Raw genomic sequence first — 22,116 nt, 5'->3', positions numbered from 1 at the left:
CCCCCCCCCCCCCCCCCCCCCCCTGCTCTGGACGAGGGCTCAGGAGCCGTAGCCGTCGTTGGCTGCGATGTCCGCGTCGATGTCGGCGACCGCCTGGTCCAGGGTCGACTGGATGTCCGCACCGGACATGATGTCCTTCGCGGCTCGTTCGAAGGTGCTGGACATCACGGCGTAGGCCGGCGTCGGCGGCCGGATGACGGCGAGGTCCGTGAGGTCGACGAACGGGCGCAGCGGCGCGCCCTCGGCGAAGTTCGCCGACGCGGCCTCAGCCTCAGCGGTCGCCGGGATGACGACCTGCTGGTCGCTGAAGGCCGTGATGTACTCGGTGTCGAAGCTGAACTCCAGGTAGGCGCGGGCGCCCTCCACCTGGTTGCAGCTCGTCGAGATCCCCCACTGCCAGGAGCCTCCACCGATCTTCGGGCCGTTGCCGAAGTCCGGCGGCGGGAGGATGAGCAGGTCGTCACCGACGGCGTCGAGGGAGTCCATCGCGTTCCAGACGCCCGTGTAGCTGATGGCGACCTCGTCGTCGTTGAACTCCTGGTTGCCGATCGTCCCGCCGTTGCTCGTCAGACCACGGTCGAACGCGCTCTGGAACCAGGTGAAGAACTCGACGGCCTCGGGACCGTTGAGCGCTCCCTCGGCGGTGGTCATCGTGTCCCGGTCGACGAGGTCGCCGCCCGCGCTCTGCAACATCGGCGAGTAGGCGTACGGCCACCACTCCCCGGTGTCCTCGGCGCCGATGTCGAGCGGGGTCTCGTAGCCTGCCGCCTGGAGGATGACCAGCGCGGCGTCGAACTCGTCGATGGTCCAGGGGTCCTCGACCGTGGGGATGCGGATGGCGTTGGCCTCGAGCACGGACTGGCGCGCGAACAGGGAGAGCGCGGCGTCCCAGTACCCGGCCGAGTAGACCTCCCCGTCCCAGGTGCCGACCGCGGTGGGCAGCAGGCTGTCCGTGATCTCGGTGGAGATCCCGAGCGGCTGCACGTACCCCGCCCAGGCCCAGTTGGGCACGATCGGCCCGTCCATGTCGAGGAGGCACGGCAGGTCGTCCGACGCTGCGGCGGCGACGATCGCGTCGTTGTAGGCCGCCTGGGGGAAGGACTCCTGGACGACCTCGTAGTCGTCCTGCGAGGCGTTGAAGTCCTCGATGATCTGCTCGTAGACGCCGAGCTCGGCCGGGTTGCCGGCCGAGTGGGTCCAGAGCGTGACCTGGGCAGGGCCGTCGGTGTCTCCACCGCCCTGTCCTGCCTGCCCGCAGGCGGTGAGGGTCGTGGCAGAGACGGCGCTGATCGCTAAGATCGCCGTGAGGGACGTGCGCTTCATCGGTGTTCCTCTCGGAGGTCGGATGTCAGGTCCGACCTCGTGCTCTGTGGTCTCCCGTCCGGAGACCACGGGGTGTTCACTGCCCGTCGTCGGCCGGCTGTCCAGGCGAGGCCGACGGCGGGCACACTGATTCCCGCTCGACGAGGGGGCAGGGCATCCGCAGGATGCCCTCCCCCGTGTCGGGTGGGGTTCTCACGCCGAGGAGGACCTCCGTCGCCCAGCGACCCATCTCGTAGTGAGGGAGGGCCACCGTGGTGAGCGGTGGGTCGAGCTCGGTGGCTATGAGCTGCTGGTCGTCGTAGCCGACGACCGACAGGTCCTGGGGGATGCGCACGCCGTGGTGGCGGGCGGAGGCGTAGGCGCCGGCGGCGATCCGGTCGTTGAAGCAGAACAGCGCGGTCGGTCGCCGGTGTGCCGGCAGCGCGAGCAGGCTGTCGACGGCGACGCGGGCGTCGGCAGCCGTCGCGGCCTTCGCGTGCACGTGCCATGCCGGGTCCGGGGTGATGCCCGCGGTGCGCAGGACCTCGAGGTAGCCCGCGTGGCGGAGGCCCGACGCGAGCGGCACAGGTTCCTCGCCGATGTCGACGAACGCGATGCGCCGGTGGCCGGTCCGGACGAGGAGGTCCACGGCGGTGCGCGCGCCTTCGCGGTCGTCCGGCACGACGGACGGGAAGCCCCCCTCGCGGGGGAAGCAGTCGAGGAACACCGTGCCGGTCGGCAGTCCCTCGGGCGGGTCGACGGGCCGGTGCCACATGCAGGCGTACACCAGGCCGTCGACCTGCTGCGCGAGCAGCGCCCGGACCGCGTCCCGCTCGACCTCGGCGTCACCGCCGGTGTTGACCAGGAAGAGGAGCCGACCGTGCTCGCGTGCCACGTCCTGGGCCGCCTCGACCATCCGGACCGCGTAGGGGGTGGTGGCGATGCGGTCGGAGATCAGACCGATCGTGTGCGTCCGCTGCGTGCGCAGCCCACGGGCGAGGACGTTCGGCTCGTATCCGAGCTCCTGCGCGACGCGGTGCACCCGCAGACGTGTGCTCTCGGGGAAGCGGTCGGTGTTGCGCCCGTTGAGGATGAGCGAGACGGTCGTCGCCGACACGAGCGCCTCGCGCGCGACGTCAGCGATCTTGATCCGTGCCATCTGTGCTCCTCGTTGAGCAGTCGACCGACCGGTAGTAAACCGATTGACTAAAGAATGCACCTCACGTCCCGACGTGTCAATCGTCAGTGCTGCGCGAGCTCGAGGAGCAGGACCCTGCAGGTCGTCGCGACGGCGGCCTCGAGGTTCGCGGCCCCCTCGCGGAGGGCGGTGGCGAGGTCGCAGGGACCCTGGGTGATCGGGACGACGGCGTGGACGCCGTGCTCGTAGAGCACCGCGGCTCCGCCCTCGACACGTCCCGCGAAGACGATCACCGGCACCCCTGCGCGCTGTGCGGCTCGTGCGACACCGAACGGCGCCTTGCCCTGGGCGGTCTGCGCATCGACGCTCCCCTCCCCGGTGAGCACGAGGTCCGCGCCCGCCAGCGCGTCACCGAGGTGCGCAGCAGCCTTGACGACCTCGATGCCGCTGCGGACCTGCGCCTCGCACACCGCGAGGAACGCCGCCCCGAGACCACCCGCGGCGCCCGAGCCGGGGACGCGCGTGACGTCGCGCCCCGCGAGCGCACCGAGGTGCTCACCGAGGACCGTCAGGGCCGCGTCGAGCCGCTCGACGAGCCGGGGCGACGCGCCCTTCTGCGGCCCGAAGACCACGGACGCTCCGTCCGGGCCGAGGAGGGTGTTCGTCACGTCGCTCGCGAGCTGCACGTCTGTGCGCGCGAGTCGAGGGTCGAGCCCGCTCGCATCGATGCGGACGAGACGCTCGAGGGCACCGGGCCCGGCAGGCAGGTCCACGCCGTCGCCGTCGAGCAGCCGGAGGCCGAGGGCCTGGAGCATCCCGGCACCGCCGTCGTTGGTCACGGTCCCGCCGAGCCCGACGACGAGACGTCGGGCTCCCCGGTCGAGCGCGTCGCGCACGATCTCGCCCACGCCGGCCGAGCCCGCGCGCCACGGGTCTCTCGCGTCCGCGGGCACCAGGGCGATACCGACAGCAGCAGCGACCTCGACGATCGCGAGCCGCTCGTCCGCGACCCAGCCGTAGGCGGCGTCGACGGGTGCGCCCAGCGGCCCTGTCACCCGGACGGTGACGAGCTCCCCGCCGAGCGCGCCCAGGAGGGCGTCCACGGTCCCCTCGCCGCCGTCCGCCATCGGGAGCACGACGCACTGCGCGTCGGGAAGCACCGCGCGGACGCCGCGCTCCATCGCCGCCGCGGCCTCGCGCGCGGTCATGGACTCCTTGAACGAGTCGGGGGCGAGGACGATCTTCATGCGACCGCGCTCGCGAGGACGGTGTTGACGAGCAGCACGTAGGCGGCCGTCCCGCCGAGGATGGACAGCAGCGCGTTGTGCCGCCACACGTGGAGCCCGACGGTCACCCCGAGGGCGATCGCCTCGGGCAGACCGTGCCACCCGGTGCCGAGCGAGACGTCCTTGAGCGTGTAGACGACGAGGATCGTCATGATCCCCACCGGCATGTACCGGCTGAGGAAACCCATGAAGGCCGAGCCTCGCAACGGTTCGAGCACTGCGAACGGCAGCGCACGCAGGGCGAAGGTCACGGCGAGGATCGTCGTGAGCGCCGCGAGGACGTAGGCGTCGCTAGGCACGGGCAGCCTCCTCCGCGTCCGGTCCGCGCCCGTCGGGACGACGGCGCAGGGCGAACCGCACGGTGAGCGCGGTGAGGAAGAGCAGCATCGCGACGACGAGCATCTCCCCGGGGGCGACGAGGAGCGCGACGAGCGCCGAACCGAGCGCGAGCACCGGCGACGGCACGTCGCGGCTGTGCCGGTACGCGTCGAGCGCGAGGACAGTGAACAGTGCCGTGAGCGCGAACCACATGCCGCGCGGGACCTCGGGCAGCACCTCGCCGAGCAGCGCGCCGGCGATGCCCCCGAGCACCCAGTAGGACTGGCACAGCACCTGCATCCACACGACCCGGGCCGTGGTCCGCTCGGCCTCGGGGATGTGGTGGGCGAGCGCGTAGGCCTCGTCGGTGAGCGCGTACATGCTGTACGTCCGTGCAGCCCGGCCGCGGACGGCGTACAGCGGGAACGACAGGGCGTAGAACACGTGCCGGAAGTTCACGAGCAGGGTCGCGAGGGCGATGCTGGCGAGCGGGGTCGCCGCCACGACGAGGCCGATCGCGAGGAACTCGAGCGACCCCGCGTAGATGAACACCGAGAAGAGCGGTGCCCACCACCACGAGAGGCCGGCCTCGACGACGAGCAGGCCGAACGCCACACCGAGCGGGACGAGGGCGACACCGACCGAGACCGTGTCGGTGAGGGCAGCTGCGAGAGGGCGGGGCGAGGAGCGGTCGGGCACGTCGTCACGCTACCTGGAGCCGACGCGCGACGGGCACCCGTCCAGCCGGGAGGTCGCCGGCGCCGGGAGCGTCGCGGTGAGCCCGGAGAGCAGCGCGCGCAGGGCGGGGATCCCGGCCGCGTCCGCGTGGTGGACGAGAAAGAGCCGTCGCGTCCCGGCACCGGTGGCCTCGGCGACGGCGACGCCCGGGTTGCGGACGCTCAGCAGCGCGAGCTCCGGCAGGAGCGCGACCGCGAGCCCTTGCGCGACGAGGGACTGGACGATGACGTAGTCGTCCGTGCTGTGCCGGACGTCCGGCACGAACCCGGCGCGTGCGCACGCTCGCAGCAGGTGCTCGGAGCACTGGACGCAGCCGCCGACCCACCGCTCGTGGGCGACGTCCTCCAGACGGAGGTCCGGTCGGCCTGCGAGCGGGTGCGCGGCGGGCAGGACGAGGCGCAGGACGTCGTCACCCAGCGCGTGGTGCACGAGGGAGCGACCGCCCGGCTCGGGCTCGTCGTCGTACCGGAAGACGAGCGCGGCGTCGACGTCGCCGCGCTCGAGGAGCTCGAGCGCCTGGGGCGGCTCGGCGTCGACGAGGCGCACCTCGAGGCCGGGCGTCCGTTCGTCCATGACCTGGAGGGCCGCCGGGACGAGGGTGGCGCCGGCGGTCGGGAAGGTCGCGAGGCGCACGCTCCCGGCGGTGCTGTCCGCGAGAGCGGCCATCTCGGCGTCGGCGGCCCGCAGGCGAGCCGCGAGAGCGTCGGCGTGCCCGAGGAGGACCGCGCCGGCCTCGGTGACGACGATCCCGCGAGCACCGCGCACGACGAGCGGGACGCGCAACTCGCGCTCGAGCGCACGGACGTGCTGGCTGACGGCGGGCTGGGTCCACCCGAGCTCACGGGCCGCGGCGGCGAGCGAGCCGGTCCGGGCGACCGCCCCAAAGATGAGGAGTCGTTTGGCGTCCATGACCCAAGTATGACTTGGATCTGTGCCTACGAGGTCGGTCTTCCGCGCCCCGGGCGTCCGGACGACGATGGACGCATGCGAACCATCGGACTGCTGGGCGGCATGAGCTGGGACTCCTCCGCGACCTACTACCGCGTGCTCAACGAGGAGGTCCGGGCACGGCTCGCCGGGCACAGCTGCGCCCAGGTCGTCATGGTCTCCCTCGACTTCGCTGCGGTGCGCGCGCTCCAGGTCCGCGAGGCGTGGGACGAGGCGGGCGCGATGCTCGCGGAGGCGGCCCAGCGGCTCGAGGCCGCCGGGGCGGACACGATCGTCCTGTGCACGAACCTCATGCACAAGGTCGCCCCCGCGATCGAGGCGGCGACGACGGTGCCGCTCCTCCACATCGCCGACGCCGTCGGCGCCCGAGCGCAGGAGATGGGCGTCGACCGGCTCGGACTCCTCGGCGCGCGCCAGGTCATGGAAGAACCGTTCTACCGGGACCGGCTGCGGGAGCGGTGGGGCATCGAGGTCCTCGTCCCGGAGGCCGAGGACCGCGACCTCGTCGACCGGGTCGTCTTCGAGGAGCTCACGGCGAGCATCCTCCGACCCGAGTCCCGCGACGACTACGTCGGCGTCATCGACCGGCTCGCTGCCCGCGGTGCGCAGGCCGTGGTGCTCGGCTGCACCGAGATCGGGCTGCTCGTGCGCCCCACGGACACCGCGCTGCCGCTCATCGACTCGGCGCACGTGCACGCCCTGGCAGCCGTCGAGGCGGCGCTCGCGGGGACCACCGTCAGCGCCTGACCCTCGTCGACGCGTGAACGCCTGAACCGCTCAGCACGGAGCCACCTCAGCGCCGCAGCCGCTCCTCCGCGGCCGCCCAGTGCTCCTCGGAGACACCCGAGCCTCGCGAGCCGCCCGGCGTGTAGCGCGTGAGCTCGACCCCGCGCGCACCCACGGCGCGCAGGTCGGCGAGCGTCCCGCCGAGCACACCGACGGCGCGCGCCTGGACGAGGACGTTGCCGAGCGCCGCCCCCTCGACCGGCCCGGCGACGACCGGCAGACCGGTCGCGTCGGCGGTGAGCTGGCACAGGAGCTCGTTGCGCACTCCCCCGCCGACCACGTGGACCACGTCGACCTCGCGGTCTGCGAGCGCGCTCGCGAGGCGGACGGCCCGGCGGTAGGCGAGCGCGAGCGAGTCGAGGATGCAGCGCACCGTCTCGGCCTGCGACTGCGGCGGCGTCTGCCCCGTCCGCACAGCACCCGCCGCGATGCGCGCGGGCATGTCCCCGGGCGCGAGGAGCTCGGGCGAGTCGACGTCGATGACGGTCGTGAGCGCGGGAACCCGCGCGGCGGCGGCGAGGAGGTCCGGCAGGTCTGCGGGCAGGCCGGCATCGTTCCACGTGCGCAGCGACTCCTGGAGGAGCCACAGGCCCATGACGTTGCGCAGGTAGCGGACTGTCCCGTCGACGCCGAGCTCGTTGGTGAAGTTCGCCTCGCGGCTCGCCTCGGAGAGCACAGGGGCGTCGAGCTCGAGACCGACGAGGGACCACGTGCCGCACGAGACGTACGCGAAGCTCTCGGTCGTCGCAGGGACCGCGACGACCGCCGACGCCGTGTCGTGCGAGCCGACCGCGACGAGCGGGACGGGGCCGGCGATCCCGGCGGTCCGCGCCACGTCGTCGCTCAGCGGCGCGACGACCGTGCCCGGCTCGACGAGCCTCGGCAGGAGGTGGGCCACGTCGTCGAAGTGCACGGCGAGGCGCGCGAGCAGGTGGGTGGACCACTGCCGCGCACGGACGTCGAGCAGACCCGTGGTGCTCGCGTTCGTCACCTCGGCGACGGCCGCGCCCGTGAGCCAGTACCCGAGGAGGTCGGGGACGAGGAGCATCTGCCGGGCGGCCGCGAGCTGCGCGGAACCGCCCGCCGCGACGAGCTGGAACTCGGTGTTGAAGGGCTGCGTCTGGAGGCCGTTCACCGCGTAGTGGTCGGCGGCACTGACGCGCGCGAACACGCGCTCCGGCACTCCGGCGGTGCGGCCGTCCCGGTAGTGGACGGGGTTGCCGAGGAGCTCACCGTCCGCGTCGAGCAGGCCGTGGTCGACCGCCCACGAGTCGATGCCTACGCCGTGGACGACGTCGCCCCGCGCGTGGCACTCCCGCCCGGCGGCGCGCAGGCCGTCGAGCACCCCTTGGTGCAGGCGCAGCACGTCCCAGCGGAGCGTGCCTCCGACCTCGACGGGGCCGTTGGGGAAGCGGTTCACCTCGTGCAGCTCGACCCGAGGCTCGCCGGAGGCCACGTCGAGGACGCGACCGACGATGACCCGGCCGCTCGACGCACCGAGGTCGACGGCGACGAACGCCGGCGTCCCCGCCGCGACGGCGCTCGCCCGGTCGTTCATCGCAGGAACGCGGCGGCGACCCCCGAGTCCACGGGCACGTGCAGCCCGGTGGTCTGGGAGAGGTCCGGTCCGGTGAGCGCGTACACCGCGGCGGCGACGTGCTCGGGGAGCACCTCGCGCTTGAGCAGCGTCCGCTGGGCGTAGTACTGGCCGAGGTCTTCCTCGGCGACGCCGTAGACCGCGGCGCGCTTGGCGCCCCAGCCGCCGGCGAAGATCCCCGAGCCGCGGACGACCCCGTCGGGGTTGACGCCGTTGACCCGGATGCCGTGCTCACCGAGCTCGGCCGCGAGGAGGCGGACCTGGTGGGCCTGGTCGGCTTTCGTCGCGGAGTACGCGATGTTGTTGGGGCCGGCGAAGAGCGAGTTCTTCGACGCGATGTAGACGACGTCGCCGCCCATCTTCTGGGCGATCATCGCGCGTGCCGCCTCGCGGGCGACGAGGAACGACCCCTTGGCCATGACGTCGTGCTGGAGGTCCCAGTCGGCCGCCGTGGTCTCGAGGAGCGGCTTGGAGATGGACAGCCCGGCGTTGTTCACGACGAGGTCCACTCCCCCGAACGCGAGGGCGGCAGCGTCGACGAGGGCGACGACGTCCTCCTCGCTCGTGACGTCGGCGCGGACGGCGACGGCGACGTCGGACCCGCCGAGCTCGTCGGCGACGGCCTGCGCGCCCTCGATGTTGAGATCGGCGATGACCACGCAGGCGCCCTCGGCCGCGAGCCGCTCGGCGATGGCCCGGCCGATGCCGGAGCCGGCGCCCGTGACGAGCGCGACGCGCGTGGCGAGCGGCTTCGGGGCAGGCATGCGCTGGAGCTTGGCCTCCTCGAGCGCCCAGTACTCGATGCGGAACTTCTCCGACTCGTCGATGGGCGCGTAGGTCGAGATGGCCTCGGCACCGCGCATGACGTTGATCGCGTTGACGTAGAACTCCCCCGCCACCCGTGCCGTCTGCTTGTTCTTGCCGAAGGAGAACATGCCGACGCCCGGTACGAGGACGATGGCCGGGTCTGCGCCGCGCATCGCGGGCGACGACGCGTCGGCGTGGCGGTCGTAGTACGCCGCGTAGTCGGCGCGGTAGGCCTCGTGCAGCTCGGCGAGACGAGCCGTGACCTCCTCGACCGAGGCCGACGCCGGCAGGTCGACGACGAGCGGCTTGATCTTCGTCCGCAGGAAGTGGTCGGGGCAGCTCGTGCCGAGCTCCGCCAGCGGGGCGAGCCGTTCGCGGGCGAGGAAGTCGAGGACCACGTCGGAGTCGGTGAAGTGGCCCACCTGCGGGGCGTCGGTCGACGCGATCCCTCGGACCACGGGTGCGAGCCGCGCGGCCTTCGCACGGCGCTCGGTGACGGGCAGCGCCTCGGCACCCGCGACGGGCGCGCCGAACGGGTGCGTGCCCTCGTCGGCGAGAGTGCTCGTGCGCGCCTCGATGAACGCCTCGGCGGCCGCGACGATCTCGAGGCTGCGGGCCTCGGCCTCGTCGCTCGTGGCGCCCCAGGCAGTGATGCCGTGGCCACCGAGGATGCAGCCGATCGCCTGCGGGTTCGCCTCCTTGACCGCCGCGATGTCGAGTCCGAGCTGGAAGCCGGGCCGACGCCACGGCACCCAGACGACACGGTCCCCGAAGCACTCCGCCGTGAGCGCCTCCCCGTCGACCGACGTCGCGATCGCGATACCCGAGTCCGGGTGCAGGTGGTCCACGTGCGGCGCGTCGACGAGGCCGTGCATCGCCGTGTCGATCGACGGCGCCGCACCGCCCTTGCCGTGCAGGCAGAAGTCGAACGCCGCGACCATCTCGTCCTCGCGGTCGACACCCGGGTAGACGCCGGTCAGCGCGCGGAGGCGGTCGAGGCGGAGCACCGCGAGGTTCTTCTCCGTGAGCGTCCCGAGGTCGCCGCCGGAGCCCTTGACCCACAGCAGCTCGACGGGCTCTCCCGTCACCGGGTCGGTCTCCGTGCCCTTGGCGGACGTGTTGCCGCCCGCGTAGTTCGTCGTCCGTGGGTCCGCGCCGAGGCGGTTGGAGCGCGCGACGAGGGCCGCGGCGGGAGTCGTCGTGCCGGTGCTGGTCTGGTCCGTGCTCGTCTGGTCCGTGCTCATCGGGTCAGGCTCCCCATCCGGCTTGAGCGCCGCCCACGCGGGCGGCGGAGATCGTCTCGAAGTACCCCGAGGCGGCGTAGGCCGCGATCGGGTCGGGTGCGAGGCCCTGCGACTCGCGGAGCTCGGCGAGGAGACCGCGGACGTCCGTGTTGTACGCGTCCATGAGTGCCGCGTTCGCGCCGAGCACGTCACCGGACTGCTGCGCGGCGTCGAGCACCTCGGTGTCGACGAGCAGCGCTTTCGCGGTGGCCTCCTGGACGTTCATGACCGACCGGATCTGCGCGGGGATCTTCGGCTCGATGTTGTGGCACTGGTCGAGCATGAAGTTCACGCCGGAGTCCGGGGCGAGCGCGCCGCCCGAGACGATCTCGTGCATGATCCGGAAGAGCTGGAACGGGTCCGCCGCACCGACCATGAGGTCGTCGTCGGCGTAGAACCGCGAGTTGAAGTCGAACGCGCCGAGGCGGCCCTGGCGCAGGAGCTGCGCGACGATGAACTCGATGTTCGTGCCCGGCGCGTGGTGGCCGGTGTCGAGGACCACGACGGCCCGCTCGCCGAGCGCGAGGCAGTGCAGCAGCGCGGTCCCCCAGTCGGGGATGTCCATCGAGTAGAACGCGGGCTCGAAGAACTTGTACTCGACGACGAGGCGGTGCTCCGGGTCGAGCGCCGCGTAGATCTCCGCCAGCCCGTCCGCGAGACGGTCCTGGCGCGCCCGCAGGTTGTCCTGGCCGGGGTAGTTCAGACCGTCGGGCAGCCACAGCTTGAGGTCCGTCGAGCCGGTGGCCCGCATGACGTCGATGCAGCGCATGTGGTGCTCGACCGCACGCTTGCGCACGGCGGCGTCGGGGTGCGTCAGGGATCCGAGCATGTACTCGTCGTCCTGGAAGAGGTTCGAGTTGATGGCACCGATGGCCACGCCTTCGTCGGCAGCGTGCGCTGCCAGTGCGCCGAAGTCGTCGACGAGGTCCCACGGGATGTGGAGCGACACGCGCGGGGCGGCGCCGGTGAACCGGTGGACCTGCGCGGCGTCCGAGATCTTCTCGAACGGGTCGCGCGGCACGCCCTGCTGGGCGAAGACCTTGAACCGGGTGCCCGAGTTGCCGAATGCCCACGAGGGCAGCTCGATCGTCTGGGACAGGAGCGCCGCGCGCGCCGCGGGGCTCAGCTCGTGTGCTGCCATCATGCTCTCCACCTCGTTGTGAATCGTTTCAAAGGACTGTACTGAGCGCCTGGCCCACCGTCAAGCGACTCCCGTCAGCCCCCCGCGCTCGTCGGGAGACCGGCTGCGGCGAGCTGCGCCTCGAGGTGGAAGACCTCCTCCAGGCGGACCATCCCCTCGTCCGGGGCCGTCCCGTCGTCCGCGACGAAGAACTCCGCCATCTCGGCCTGCCACCGAGCATTCACGCCGGTCCGCGCCATCGCCTCCTGCGCAGCCGCGTAGTCGTCGGTCTCGACGAAACCGACGAGCTGACCCGACGCCGAGAGGAAGAGGTGGTAGTCCGTCCAGCCGGAGTCCCGCAGGGCCTCCAGCATCTCGGGCCACACCGCTGCGTGACGCGCGCGGTACTCCTCCAGCCGATCGGGTCGGACCTGAGAGACGAAGCAGACACGTGCCACGAGAAGCTCCTCCGGGCACCCGGGCCCCGGCGGACCCACGCCGGTCGGGGAACGACAGCGGTGTCGTCCACGTCTCGGCTCGCGGGTGCGATAGATTCAGGGGTGAATCGGTTCATTCCGCTGTGCGAGACGCTACGTCCCCTCACAGGAACGGTCAAGCGCGGCTACGATCGAGACGCTCCGGGGCTCAATGGCGCGCCTCGGTGCACCTCCATCGAAAGGTCACACCCGTGTCGACGACCACCACGCGCAAACGGAGCTCCATCAGCGACGTCGCACGGCTCGCAGGCGTCTCCGTCGGCACGGTGTCCAACGTGCTCAACCGCCCCGACCGCGTGTCACCCTCGACGCGCGAGCGGGTCGAGGACGCGATCGCCCGCCTCCAGTTCGTCCCCAACGGCTCCGCCCGCCAGCTCCGCGCCGGCACCATCACCACCGTCGGCGCGATCGTCCTCGACATCGGCAACCCGTTCTTCACCGAGGTCGCCCGCGGCATCGAGGACCGCCTCGCCGAGGACGACTTCACGCTCATGCTCGCGAGCTCCGACGAGGACCCCGAGCGCGAGGCCCGCTACCTCAAGCTCTTCGAGGAGCACGGCGTGCACGGCGTCCTCGTCGTCCCGTCGAGCGACGACATCGAACCGCTGCTCGAGCTCCGTGCCCGCGGCGTGAACGTCGTGCTCCTCGACGCCACCTCGCCCGTCCCCGACATCTCCTCCGCCGCCGTCAACGACGTCGCCGGCGGGCAGCTCGCCGGGAACCACCTCGTCGCGCAGGGCCACACCCGCATCGCCTTCATCAACGGCCCGCACAGCATCCGCCAGTGCCGCGACCGTCACGCCGGCATGGTGCGCGCCCTCGAGTCGGCAGGTCTCGACCCGTCGACCCACCTCCTCGAGATCACCGCGCCGTCCCTCAACGCCGACGGCGGCGAGGCGGCCATGCGCCAGATCCTCGCGACGACGACCGCGGGCCTCGACCGTCCCACGGCCGTGTTCTGCGTCAACGACCTCGTCGCGCTCGGCGTCCAGCGCACCCTGCGCAAGGAGCACATCGACATCCCCGGGGAGCTTGCGGTCGTGGGGTACGACGACGTGAACTTCGCCGGCGAGCTCGCGATCCCCCTCACCTCCGTCCGTCAGCCCACCCACCAGCTCGGCTACCGCGCCGCGGAGCTCCTCCTCGCCCAGCACGGGCAGGGCGACCGGTTCCGCCACGAGCAGGTCCAGTTCCAGCCCGAGCTCGTCGTCCGAGCGTCGTCCAGCACGACCTGAAGCACCCGACCCGCAGTCCCCGACCCCCGGAGCACACGACGATGTCTGACTCTGCACGCCCTGCCACGCCCACCCCCGCCACCGCGACGAGCCCCCTCGTCGCGGCCTGGCCCGCGATCGGGAGCGAGCGCCCGATCCGCGCGGCGATCATCGGGACCGGAGCCGTCGCCCACCTGCACGCCCAGGCGATCGCCCTCGACCCCCTCGCCGAGCTCGTCGCCTGCGCCAACCGCAACCCCGAGCGACGCGAGGCCTTCGCCGAGACGTACGACGTCGCAGGCCGCTACGCCGACCTCGCCGACCTCCTCGCCGCCGAGACCGTCGACGTGGTGCACCTGTGCACCCCGCCCGACCTCCACCGCGAGCAGACGCTCCAGGCCGTCGCGGCGGGAGTCCACGTCGTGTGCGAGAAGCCTCCGGCCCTCTCCCTCGCCGAGCTCGACGACATGCAGAGCGCCTGCGACGACGCCGGCCTCGCGTTCGGCATCATCTTCCAGCAGCGCACGGGCACGGCAGCCGCGCACGTGCGCGACCTCCTGCGCTCGGGCCGCCTCGGGCGCCCGCTGCTCGCGCAGTGCGAGACCCTCTGGTTCCGGGGCGACGACTACTACGCCGTCGACTGGCGCGGGAGCTGGACCGGCGAGGGCGGCGGGACCACCCTCGGGCACGGGATCCACCAGATGGACCTGCTCGCTCACCTCCTCGGCGACTGGCAGGAGATCAGCGCGCAGACGTGGCGCCTGGCACGCGACACCGAGATGGAGGACGCGTCCACCGCGACCATCCTCTTCGCCAACGGCGTCGTCGCGACGGCCACGTCCTCGACGCTGTGCCCTCGGGAGACCAGCCACGTGCGGGTCGACTGCGAGCGCGCGACGATCGAGGTCGAGCACCTCTACGGCCACTCCGTGGCGAGCTGGCGGGTCACGCCTGCTCCAACGGTCGACCCCGACGAGGCTGCGTCGTGGGCCTTCCCTGAGCACGACGAGCCGAGCGGCCACGTGCCGCTCGTGCGCGAGACGTACCGCGCGCTGCGCGAGGGGACGCCGTTGCCCGACGTCGCGACCTTCGCCCGGCGCCCCTTGGAGATCGTCACCGCGATCTACGCGTCCGCCGACGCGGGGGGCCGCCGGGTCACCGCGACCGAGCTGCGCGAGACCGGGCTGCTGTCCACGGGGCTGGAGAGCACGGTGCGCGACCCGCGCGTCGAGCTCGGGCTCGTCGCCGGGGCGCCCGCGTGACGACCGCACCCGTGAGCCCTGCCCCGGTGTTCCGCGACCCGGTCCACGACGGCGCGGCGGACCCGGTCGTCGTCTACAACCGCGACCTCGGGGAGTGGTGGATGTTCTACACCAACCGTCGCGCGACGACCGAGGGGCCCGGCGTGGGCTGGGTGCACGGCACCGACATCGGCGTCGCGAGCTCGCGGGACGACGGGGCCACCTGGGTGTACCGAGGGATCGTCGAGGGTCTCGACGTCGAGTGGGGGCGCAACACGTTCTGGGCGCCCGAGATCGTCTGGGCCGAGGGCGAGTACCACATGTACGTCTCGTACATCCAGGGCATCCCGACGCAGTGGGCGGGGCACGAGCGCGAGATCGAGCACTGGACGAGCCCCGACCTCCTCACGTGGACGCGGCGCTCGCGGCTCGACCTCGGCTCGCACAAGGTCATCGACGCGTGCGTCTTCCCGCTCGCCGCCTCGACCGGTCCGGTCGCACCGGACGGCACCCGGCGGGCGCGGTACCGCATGTGGTTCAAGGACGAGGACGCCGGGTCCCACACCTACGCCGCCGACTCCGACGACCTGTACACCTGGACGCCGGTCGGGCCCGTCATCACGGGGCGTCCGCACGAGGGCCCCAACGTCTTCCGGCTCGGCGGCCACTTCTGGATGATCGTCGACGAGTGGCAGGGGCAGCGCGTCTACCGGTCGGACGACCTCGAGTCCTGGGAGGCGCAGGGCCTCGTCCTCGACTCCCCCGGGTCGCGCCCGGACGACGCGACGATCGGGCTGCACGCCGACGTCGTCGTGCCCGGGTCGGTGTCGGTCGACGTGCCCGCGGGCGCCGACGACCCGGGTGCGGTCGCGTACGTCTTCTACTTCACGCACCCTGAGCGTCACGGCGAGCTGCGGGACCCGGTCGGCTACGGCGAGCGCCGCACGTCCGTCCAGGTGGCGACGCTCCGCGTCGTCGACGGACGGCTGACCTGCGACCGCGACGAGCCGACGACGCCCCGGCTCGGCCCGCGCAGCTGAGCTCCGTCGGTTATCCAGCCGCCGGCTGGACGAGCTTGTCGGGGTTGCGCACGAGGTAGACACCGGTGATCCTGCGCTCGTCGTCCACCGCCAGGGCGAGGGTGACGTCCAGCCGCTCGCCGACGTGGACGAGCGCGCCCGGACCGCCGCTGAGCGTCCCGATCTCTACCCGCACCTGCGGCAGCGGCGCGCGCGCGATGCTCAGCACGAACGCCGCCACGCCCTCCGCCCCGACGATCGGTCTGCGGGCGGCGACGACCTTCCCGCCACCGTCGGAGAGCAGCACCGCGTCAGGTGCGAGCACGTCCATGAGCGCCTGGAGGTCCCCGGTGACCACCGCGGCCAGGAAAGCCTCGAGCACCTCCTCCCCGACCTGGGTGGCGACCGGGCTGCGCCCCGGTGCCGTCAGGCGGGTGCGGGCTCGGCGGGCGATCTGGCGGACGGCCGCCTGGGTCTTGCCCAGGGCGTCGGCGACCACCGGGTAGGGCAGGCCGAAGACCTCGTGGAGCATGAACACCGCCCGCTGCTCCGGGGTCGCCTGCTGGAGCACCACGGACAGCGCGTAGCCGATGTCCTCCCGGGCGAGGACCTGCTGCTCCGGGCTCTCCCGGTCGGCCACCAACGGTTCGGGCAACCAGGGACCTGGGTAGTCCTCCCGGCGTCGGCTGACGGTGCGCACCGCGTTGAGCGCCGTGCGCGTGGCCATCGTGGCGAGGTACGCCCGCGGGTGTCGCACCGCTGACAGCTCGACGTCCGCCCACCGCAGGTAGACCTCCTGGACGACGTCCTCGGCGTCGGCCCGGGTGCCGAGGATCTCGTAGGCGATCGCGAAGGCCGTCCACCGGTGAGCGGCGAACAGCTCGGCCTTCTCCGTCATGGTCTTCTCCTGCACGGTGTCCACGGCGGTCACCCTACGGGCACGGACGGTCCCGGCGGCCACGTGTAGGAGCCCGGCCTGCGCGCCTCGTCGGCCAGCCATGCCACCGTCATCCGGCAGACCTTCTCCTTGAACCAGCCTCCGGCTCGGCCGGTCAGCGCCCACGGGCGGGCGGCGTCGTCCGGACGGACGGCCTGCACGTGGCCGTGCCCGGCCGCCAGGTCCACGCACCGGACGACGTAGCCGATGTCGATCGTCGCCGGTTCGTCGCCGGCCAGGCGGGCGAGCACGGTCCCGGCTGCGTGCGCCCCGAGCGGGAGCGCCGAGGCGCAGGAGGCCCGCAGGTGCGACCCGGCGTGAGTCGTCACGGCCACGGCGTCCCCGGCGCCCAGGATGCGCTCGTGCCCGGGCACCGTCAGCGTCCCGTCCACGAGCAGCCGACCGTCCGCAGTCACGGGCAGGCCGCTGTCAGCGGCGAGCGACGGGACCGACAACCCCACCGTCCAGACGGTCGCCTGCGCGGGTGGGCGCGAGCCGCCGACGACGGTGACGGCCCCCGTGACCGGGTCCACGGTCCCGTCCTCGACCCGTATGCCGAGGCCCCGCAGGCGACGGGCCACGGCCGGTCGCCCGGTCAGCGGACGAGCCGACCGGCCGGGAGCCACGACGGTGACCGCCAGGTCCGGTCGAGAGGCCGCCACGGCGCAGGCCAGCTCTACACCCGTCGGTCCCGCTCCCGCGACCGTCACGGTGGACCCGGGCGGGAGCCCGCTGATCGTCTCGCGCGTGGCCTGCGCGGCCGCGCGGTTGGTCACCGACAGCAGGGGCGTCGTCTGCTCGCCGCTGCCCACCGCGAGCACGAGCCAGTCGAAGCGGACCGGTTCGTGGTGCTCCAGGACGACCACCCGGTTCTCGCTGTCGACGCTCACGGCCCGGGCACGCAGGTGCCGCACCGTCGGGTGCACCACCTCGGACCAGTCGACACCCGCCGAGCCTCGCGTCCCGGCCGCGACCTCGTGCAGCCTGATCCGCTCGGAGAACTGCTCACCCGGGTCCACGAGAGTGACCTCCACAGGAGGCGAGGCCTCGTTCCCGGCGAGGCGGTTGGCCGCCATCACTCCCGCGTAACCGCCACCCACGACGACGACGTGCACCGGTTCAGGCATCATGCTCCACTCTCCAGAGGTGTCTTGACACCATCTAGACACCGCCCACGGGACGTCTGTGACACCCCGCTCGCTGTGGAGGCGATCCGCCCTCTCGTGCGGCTCCCGCCCGAGAGCCCGGGTCAGCGGGTCATGTGCGCCTCAGCGGCCGGACGCAACCCGGCGTAGCCCGCGTGACGGCCTGCGCGACGGCCTGCGCGCCCTGAGCGAGGCGCGCGACAGCCTGCCTCGCGCGCGCGTCCACGCGGTGCCGCCGGAACGGATCTCCGCCACGGACTCCGTCACCGCCTGCCAGTACTGCTCGACCTGCGCATCGGTAGGTCGACCACCCGCGAACACGGCAGCGTCCGCCTCCTCGGCCAGCGTCGAGGCGCGCACGCTCGGATAGACCGAGATCAGGGCTCGGGCCGTCTCGCGGCGGGTGGCGTCCGCCGGTGCCGCTGTGCCGTGGTCGAGCGCGGTGTCGAGGACCTCGTCCCAGCCGCCGCTGATGCGTGCGACCGGGTCCTCATCGCGCTGTCGGCGTCGCCTGCGACGCTCCTTCGCTGCGATGACGAGGAGCGGCGGAAGGAGCAGGAGGAGCAGCGGGACCGCGATCGCCGCGGTGATCGCGACGACGCGCAGCACGTCCACACCCTCCTCGTCCGTCTCGAGGTTGGAGTCGACGTTCGGCTCCTCGTCGTCCTCGGTCGGCGGTACCACGGGGTCGGCCGGCGGTGGCGGCGGCTGGACGACCTGCGGCTGCGGTTCCTTCTCGATGGGGTCGTCGTTCTCCTGCGGAGTCTGCGACGTCGGCGGGGTCGGGAAGTACGGCACCCACCCGAAGCCCTCGTAGGCGACCTCGACCCAGGCCTGCATGTTGTCGCCGGTGAAGGTGATCTCGGCGTCGCCGGCCTGCTCCTCGGTCGGCACGAAGCCCATGACCACCCGGGCGGGCAGGCCCTGCTGGCTCACCATGAGCGCCATGGCGGACGCGTACTGCTCGGCGTCACCGACCATGACCGGGTCGCCGAGGAGCTGCGTGATGCGCGCGGCGCCGTGCCCGGAGTAGGACGGGTAGTCACCCGATGCCTCGATGCCGTGGCTGAAGAAGCCCGTGTCGTGCAGGTAGGACTCGATGGCGCGGGACACGAGCGCGGCGGTCGTCGCGTTCTGCCCGACCTCCGTGGCACGGCTGAGGACCACGTCGGGGACGCCGACGGGCTCGGGGAGGATCACGTCGGCGGGCGGCGCGGACCCGAGGTCCTCGTCGGTCGGTATCGCCGGGACCACGGCGTCGAGCGTGTAGCGCTGTCCCTCGTCGATGCCCTGCATGAGCACACCGGTGCCGGTCGCGTCGTTGAAGCGGAAGCTGCGGACCGCGTCGTCCGCGGAGCTGCCCGCGAACTCCACACCCGTCGTCTGGCCGACGGTGGGCATCCAGACGCCGTCGAGGCCGAGGTTCTCCACCTCGACCTGGACACGCTCGCCGTCGATCGTCGTCGGGATCTCGTCACCGACCTTGCGGAAGGAGCCCGAGCCGTCCGGCTCGCCGTCGCCGAGGACGTTCCACACGACGCCGTCGAAGCTGTCCATGGTGGCGAGGCGGACCACGCTGCCCTCCGGCAGCCCGCTCACCGTGAGCAGGTCGGTCTCCTTGAGGTCCTTCATGAACGTGCGGTAGGCGGACAGCGGGCTGGTGTGGTCCCGGGGGTCGAACGGCGGCACGATGACGGACCGCAGGACGAAGCGCGGCTGGTCCCCGGCCACCACGGGTGCGACGAGCACACCGCCGGCGATGGAGACGGCGGCCATGACCGCGAGGGTCGCGCGGCGCCGCGGCCGCCACTGTCCGACGCGCCATGCCGCCCAGACGAGGAGCACCACCGCGATGGTCGCGCCCACGACGGTCGCGAGCATCCGCTCGACGGTGCCGAGGAGGATCGACAGGACGAGGACGACCACCGGCACCGCAGCGACCGCCGCGATGCGCACCCCGTGGCGGCGGCCGGAGGCGAGGACGCCACCGGCCACGGTCCCGGCGAGCCCGAGGACGAACGGTGCGACGAGCACGTTGCCGGCTGTCCCGAGCGGGGGCTCGAGTGTGATGACCTGCTTCCACGAGGTCACGGCTCCTTCGCCGAGCGCGACGAGCGTGTCGAGGGTCGGCACGACGCCCGCCACGGTGGTCGACGGTGCGGCGAGGGCGCCGCCGAGCACGGCGTAGGCGACGAACACGGTGGCGATGGTCGTGATGACGGGCCACGAGCGCACGGCCGCGAGGATCGCGACGACGAGCCCGATGACGACGCCCCCGACGACGGCCGGCAGGGCGGCAGCCACACCGAAGACGGGGAGCAGAGGTGCGAGCGCGAGGAGCACGGCGACGGCGACCACGACGGCGTCGACGATCTTGTGCGACGTGGGGCGTGGTGGCGTGAGCAGGCGGACGGGCGGGCGTCGGACGGCGGAGGTGGCGGGGCGGGTCACGGTGGACCCGGAGGTGGTCGTCATGGCCCGACCAGCCGTCGCAGGAGGCGGGGCAGGTCGGCGATCTCGCCGAGCGACGCGACCGAGAGAGAGCCCTGGCTGCGCAGCCCCACCTCGGCTCCGGGCTCGCACGCGACGAAGATCGTGCGGACACCGGCCGGGATGTGGACGGCGCTGGCCCGGAGGGCGGCGTGGCTGGGGACGGACCCGGTGATCATGAGCGCCATCGAGGCGGTCGGCACCTTGCGGGCGACGGTGCGGGCGAGGTCCCAGGCGTCGTCGGCCCGCGGGGAGAGCTCGATGCCCGAGCAGTCGTCGAGGAGTCGGCGCGGGGACTGCGACCGCAGCTCGGCGGCACCGGCCAGGGCCGTGATCTCGAGGTCGTCGCGGATGACCTGGACGCCGATGGACGCGAACGTGCTCACGGCGAGCTCGAACTCCGCCTCGTTGGCATAGTCCGGTCGGTCCGTCGAGATCGCGAGCCCCGTGTGCGTGCGGCGGGTGTCCTCGAACTGGCGGACCATGAGCGTCCCGGTGCGGGCGCTCGTGCGCCAGTGGATGTTGCGCCGGTCGTCGCCCGGGATGTACTCGCGCAGGGCGTGGAACGACATGTCGTTGTCGGAGATGACGCGCGTGGCCTGTCCTTCGAGGTCGCGCAGGAGCCCGGCCCGGGTGCCGGCGAGCGACACGGTGAGCGGGTGCACGTAGAGCTCGATGGGCTCGGTCCACGCCATCTCTCGGCGTGCGAGGCCGAGGGGGTCGGCGCGCACGGACCGCACGGGGCCGACGACGACGACGGCGCGGTGCGCTGTCGGGATGGCGAAGAGCTCGTCGTGCACGGCGCCGGCGGCCATGCTCGGGAGTGCGAAGCCTGCGGCGCCCGTCCCGACGGGCAGCTCGATGTGGGCGGGCAGCAGCCTGCGGCGGCCCGCGTTGCGCACCTCGATGCGGCCCATCGCTCGTTCCCCGACGGTGACGGCGCGGTCGGCGAGGTCGAGGTCGACCGCGTAGTGGGAGCGCCCGACGGTCAGGAGGAGCGCGACGACGACGGTGATCCCGAGGATGCACCCGCCGACGACGAGCTCCGCCCACCCGTACCGGCGCCCGACGAGCACGGCGGCGACGGTGCACAGGAGGACCGCCCAGCCGAGGCCGGCGAGGATCCGCAGGGGCGCGCGGACGCGCCGGGCGGTGACGCGCAGGGCGTCGACCGTCCGGGCCGTCCGTCCCTGCGGGACCTCGTCCTGGGTCAGGCTCATGTCAGCCGACACGCTCCGACGGGGGTGTGATGGTCGAGAGGATCCGCTCGAGGACCTCCTCGGACGTGACGCCGGCGAACTCGGCCTCGACGTCGAGCATGAGGCGGTGCGCGAGGACGGAGACGGCGAGGTCCTTGATGTCGTCCGGGATGACGTACGGGCGACCCTGGGCCGCGGCCCACACCTTGGCGCAGCGCACGAGCGCGAGGCACCCGCGGACGCTGACGCCGAGGCGCGTCTCGGCGTCGTGGCGGGTCGCTTCGGCGAGGCGGGAGACGTAGTCGTTGATGGACGTGTCGACGTAGACGGTCGCGGCGAGCTCGGACATCTGGACGACCGCGGCGGAGGAGACGAGGTGCGTGAGGTTCGTCGTGCGGTCGCGCTCTGCCGCGCCCGCGAGGATCTGGAGCGTCGACGCGTGGTCGGGGTAGCCGAGCGACGTCTTGATGAGGAAGCGGTCCAGCTGCGCCTCGGGCAGACGGTAGGTGCCGGCCTGCTCGATGGGGTTCTGCGTCGCGATGACCATGAACGGGCGGCCGGCGGAGTGGGTCACGCCGTCGACGGTCACCCGCGACTCCTCCATGACCTCGAGGAGCGCGGACTGGGTCTTCGGCGAGGCGCGGTTGATCTCGTCGGCCAGGACGACGGAGGAGAAGATCGGGCCCTTGTGGAACTCGAAGACGCCGCTCTTCTGGTCGTAGATCGTCACACCGGTGACGTCCGACGGCAGGAGGTCGGGCGTGAACTGGATGCGGTTGTGCGTCCCGTCGATCGTCGCCGCGAGCGCGCGGGCGAGCATCGTCTTGCCGGTCCCCGGCGCGTCCTCGAGGAGGATGTGCCCCTCGGCGATCATCGCGGTGAACGCGAGGCGCACGACGTGCGTCTTGCCCAGGACGGCCTGGCCCACGTTGTCGACGAGCGCCGAGAACGTCTGCGCGAACCACGCGGACTGCTCGCCGGTCATCGGTTGCTGGGTCGTGGTGTTCGTCATGGGTGGGACTGCTTTCTGTCATCGACGTGCGTCTTGGGT

19 protein-coding genes are annotated in these 22,116 nt (G+C 72.5%); 4 read left to right on the top strand and 15 right to left on the bottom strand.

What is annotated here, in order from left to right; genetic code table 11:
- Positions 1-39 precede the first annotated feature (39 nt).
- The 6 genes from ABKW26_RS17530 to ABKW26_RS17505 all read right to left on the bottom strand — a co-directional run bounded on the left by ABKW26_RS17530 (position 40) and on the right by ABKW26_RS17505 (position 5,691).
- Positions 40-1,323, bottom strand: coding sequence for an extracellular solute-binding protein (locus tag ABKW26_RS17530; protein ID WP_348595331.1), 1,284 nt, complete (start codon positions 1,321-1,323; stop codon positions 40-42).
- Positions 1,324-1,399: 76 nt separating this feature from the next.
- Positions 1,400-2,461 carry a LacI family DNA-binding transcriptional regulator gene (locus ABKW26_RS17525; RefSeq protein ID WP_348595329.1) on the bottom strand — a complete coding sequence of 354 codons (1,062 nt, stop codon included), beginning with the start codon at positions 2,459-2,461 and terminating at the stop codon, positions 1,400-1,402.
- Positions 2,462-2,544: 83 nt separating this feature from the next.
- Positions 2,545-3,687 (bottom strand): glycerate kinase, encoded by a 1,143-nt coding sequence (locus ABKW26_RS17520; protein WP_348595328.1) that lies wholly within the window; start codon positions 3,685-3,687, stop codon positions 2,545-2,547.
- Entirely contained in the window at positions 3,684-4,025 is a 342-nt protein-coding gene (locus ABKW26_RS17515) for an AzlD domain-containing protein (RefSeq protein ID WP_348595327.1), read from the bottom strand. The genes ABKW26_RS17520 and ABKW26_RS17515 overlap by 4 nt, the downstream gene beginning before the upstream one ends.
- Entirely contained in the window at positions 4,018-4,743 is a 726-nt protein-coding gene (locus ABKW26_RS17510; protein ID WP_348595326.1) for an AzlC family ABC transporter permease, read from the bottom strand. Before ABKW26_RS17510 ends, ABKW26_RS17515 begins: the two co-directional genes overlap by 8 nt.
- A gap of 9 nt (positions 4,744-4,752) precedes the next feature.
- Entirely contained in the window at positions 4,753-5,691 is a 939-nt protein-coding gene (locus ABKW26_RS17505; protein ID WP_348595324.1) for a LysR family transcriptional regulator, read from the bottom strand.
- 75 nt (positions 5,692-5,766) lie between these two features.
- Between ABKW26_RS17505 and ABKW26_RS17500 the strand changes: the two genes are divergently transcribed.
- The gene (locus tag ABKW26_RS17500; RefSeq protein ID WP_348595322.1) at positions 5,767-6,477 is read left to right on the top strand and encodes an amino acid racemase; all 711 of its coding nucleotides are present in this window, start codon (positions 5,767-5,769) and stop codon (positions 6,475-6,477) included.
- Between the two features lie 46 nt (positions 6,478-6,523).
- On the opposite strand, the gene ABKW26_RS17495 is transcribed toward ABKW26_RS17500, so the two are convergent.
- The 4 genes from ABKW26_RS17495 to ABKW26_RS17480 all read right to left on the bottom strand — a co-directional run bounded on the left by ABKW26_RS17495 (position 6,524) and on the right by ABKW26_RS17480 (position 11,781).
- Entirely contained in the window at positions 6,524-8,074 is a 1,551-nt protein-coding gene (locus tag ABKW26_RS17495) for a rhamnulokinase family protein (protein WP_348595321.1), read from the bottom strand.
- Positions 8,071-10,164, bottom strand: a complete 2,094-nt coding sequence (locus ABKW26_RS17490) for a bifunctional aldolase/short-chain dehydrogenase (protein WP_348595319.1) — start codon at positions 10,162-10,164, stop codon at positions 8,071-8,073. The genes ABKW26_RS17495 and ABKW26_RS17490 overlap by 4 nt, the downstream gene beginning before the upstream one ends.
- A gap of 4 nt (positions 10,165-10,168) precedes the next feature.
- On the bottom strand, positions 10,169-11,344 hold the full coding sequence (gene rhaI, locus ABKW26_RS17485; protein WP_348595334.1) for an L-rhamnose isomerase: 1,176 nt from the start codon (positions 11,342-11,344) through the stop codon (positions 10,169-10,171).
- 74 nt (positions 11,345-11,418) lie between these two features.
- Positions 11,419-11,781 (bottom strand): L-rhamnose mutarotase, encoded by a 363-nt coding sequence (locus ABKW26_RS17480; RefSeq protein WP_348595318.1) that lies wholly within the window; start codon positions 11,779-11,781, stop codon positions 11,419-11,421.
- Between the two features lie 230 nt (positions 11,782-12,011).
- Here ABKW26_RS17480 and ABKW26_RS17475 point away from each other — a divergent pair, with 230 nt between their 5' ends.
- From ABKW26_RS17475 to ABKW26_RS17465, 3 genes are read left to right on the top strand one after another with little or no spacing between them, the layout of a single operon-like run.
- Complete coding sequence (locus tag ABKW26_RS17475) at positions 12,012-13,055, top strand: LacI family DNA-binding transcriptional regulator (RefSeq protein ID WP_348595316.1); 1,044 nt, start codon at positions 12,012-12,014, stop codon at positions 13,053-13,055.
- Between the two features lie 41 nt (positions 13,056-13,096).
- Positions 13,097-14,296: a Gfo/Idh/MocA family oxidoreductase gene (locus ABKW26_RS17470; RefSeq protein ID WP_348595314.1), complete on the top strand. Its 1,200-nt coding sequence runs from the start codon at positions 13,097-13,099 to the stop codon at positions 14,294-14,296.
- Positions 14,293-15,315 carry a hypothetical protein gene (locus ABKW26_RS17465; RefSeq protein WP_348595312.1) on the top strand — a complete coding sequence of 341 codons (1,023 nt, stop codon included), beginning with the start codon at positions 14,293-14,295 and terminating at the stop codon, positions 15,313-15,315. The genes ABKW26_RS17470 and ABKW26_RS17465 overlap by 4 nt, the downstream gene beginning before the upstream one ends.
- Positions 15,316-15,325: 10 nt before the next feature.
- On the opposite strand, the gene sigJ is transcribed toward ABKW26_RS17465, so the two are convergent.
- The 5 genes from sigJ to ABKW26_RS17440 form a co-directional block, all read right to left on the bottom strand.
- Complete coding sequence (sigJ, locus tag ABKW26_RS17460; protein ID WP_348595311.1) at positions 15,326-16,216, bottom strand: RNA polymerase sigma factor SigJ; 891 nt, start codon at positions 16,214-16,216, stop codon at positions 15,326-15,328.
- A 5-nt stretch (positions 16,217-16,221) separates the two neighbouring features.
- Complete coding sequence (locus ABKW26_RS17455) at positions 16,222-17,361, bottom strand: FAD-dependent oxidoreductase (protein ID WP_348595309.1); 1,140 nt, start codon at positions 17,359-17,361, stop codon at positions 16,222-16,224.
- 138 nt (positions 17,362-17,499) lie between these two features.
- Complete coding sequence (locus tag ABKW26_RS17450) at positions 17,500-19,851, bottom strand: transglutaminase-like domain-containing protein (RefSeq protein WP_348595308.1); 2,352 nt, start codon at positions 19,849-19,851, stop codon at positions 17,500-17,502.
- On the bottom strand, positions 19,848-21,086 hold the full coding sequence (locus ABKW26_RS17445) for a DUF58 domain-containing protein (RefSeq protein WP_348595307.1): 1,239 nt from the start codon (positions 21,084-21,086) through the stop codon (positions 19,848-19,850). The genes ABKW26_RS17450 and ABKW26_RS17445 overlap by 4 nt, the downstream gene beginning before the upstream one ends.
- Position 21,087: 1 nt before the next feature.
- A complete protein-coding gene (locus tag ABKW26_RS17440) occupies positions 21,088-22,077 on the bottom strand; it encodes a MoxR family ATPase (protein WP_348595305.1) in 990 nt (329 codons plus the stop codon).
- Positions 22,078-22,116 lie beyond the last annotated feature (39 nt).

This window comes from Sanguibacter sp. 25GB23B1 (assembly GCF_040012415.1).
In the GTDB taxonomy this organism is placed as follows: Bacteria; Actinomycetota; Actinomycetes; order Actinomycetales; family Cellulomonadaceae; genus Sanguibacter.
Note: the sequence above shows the minus strand (reverse complement) of the source record. Positions and strands in the feature narration are given on the sequence as shown.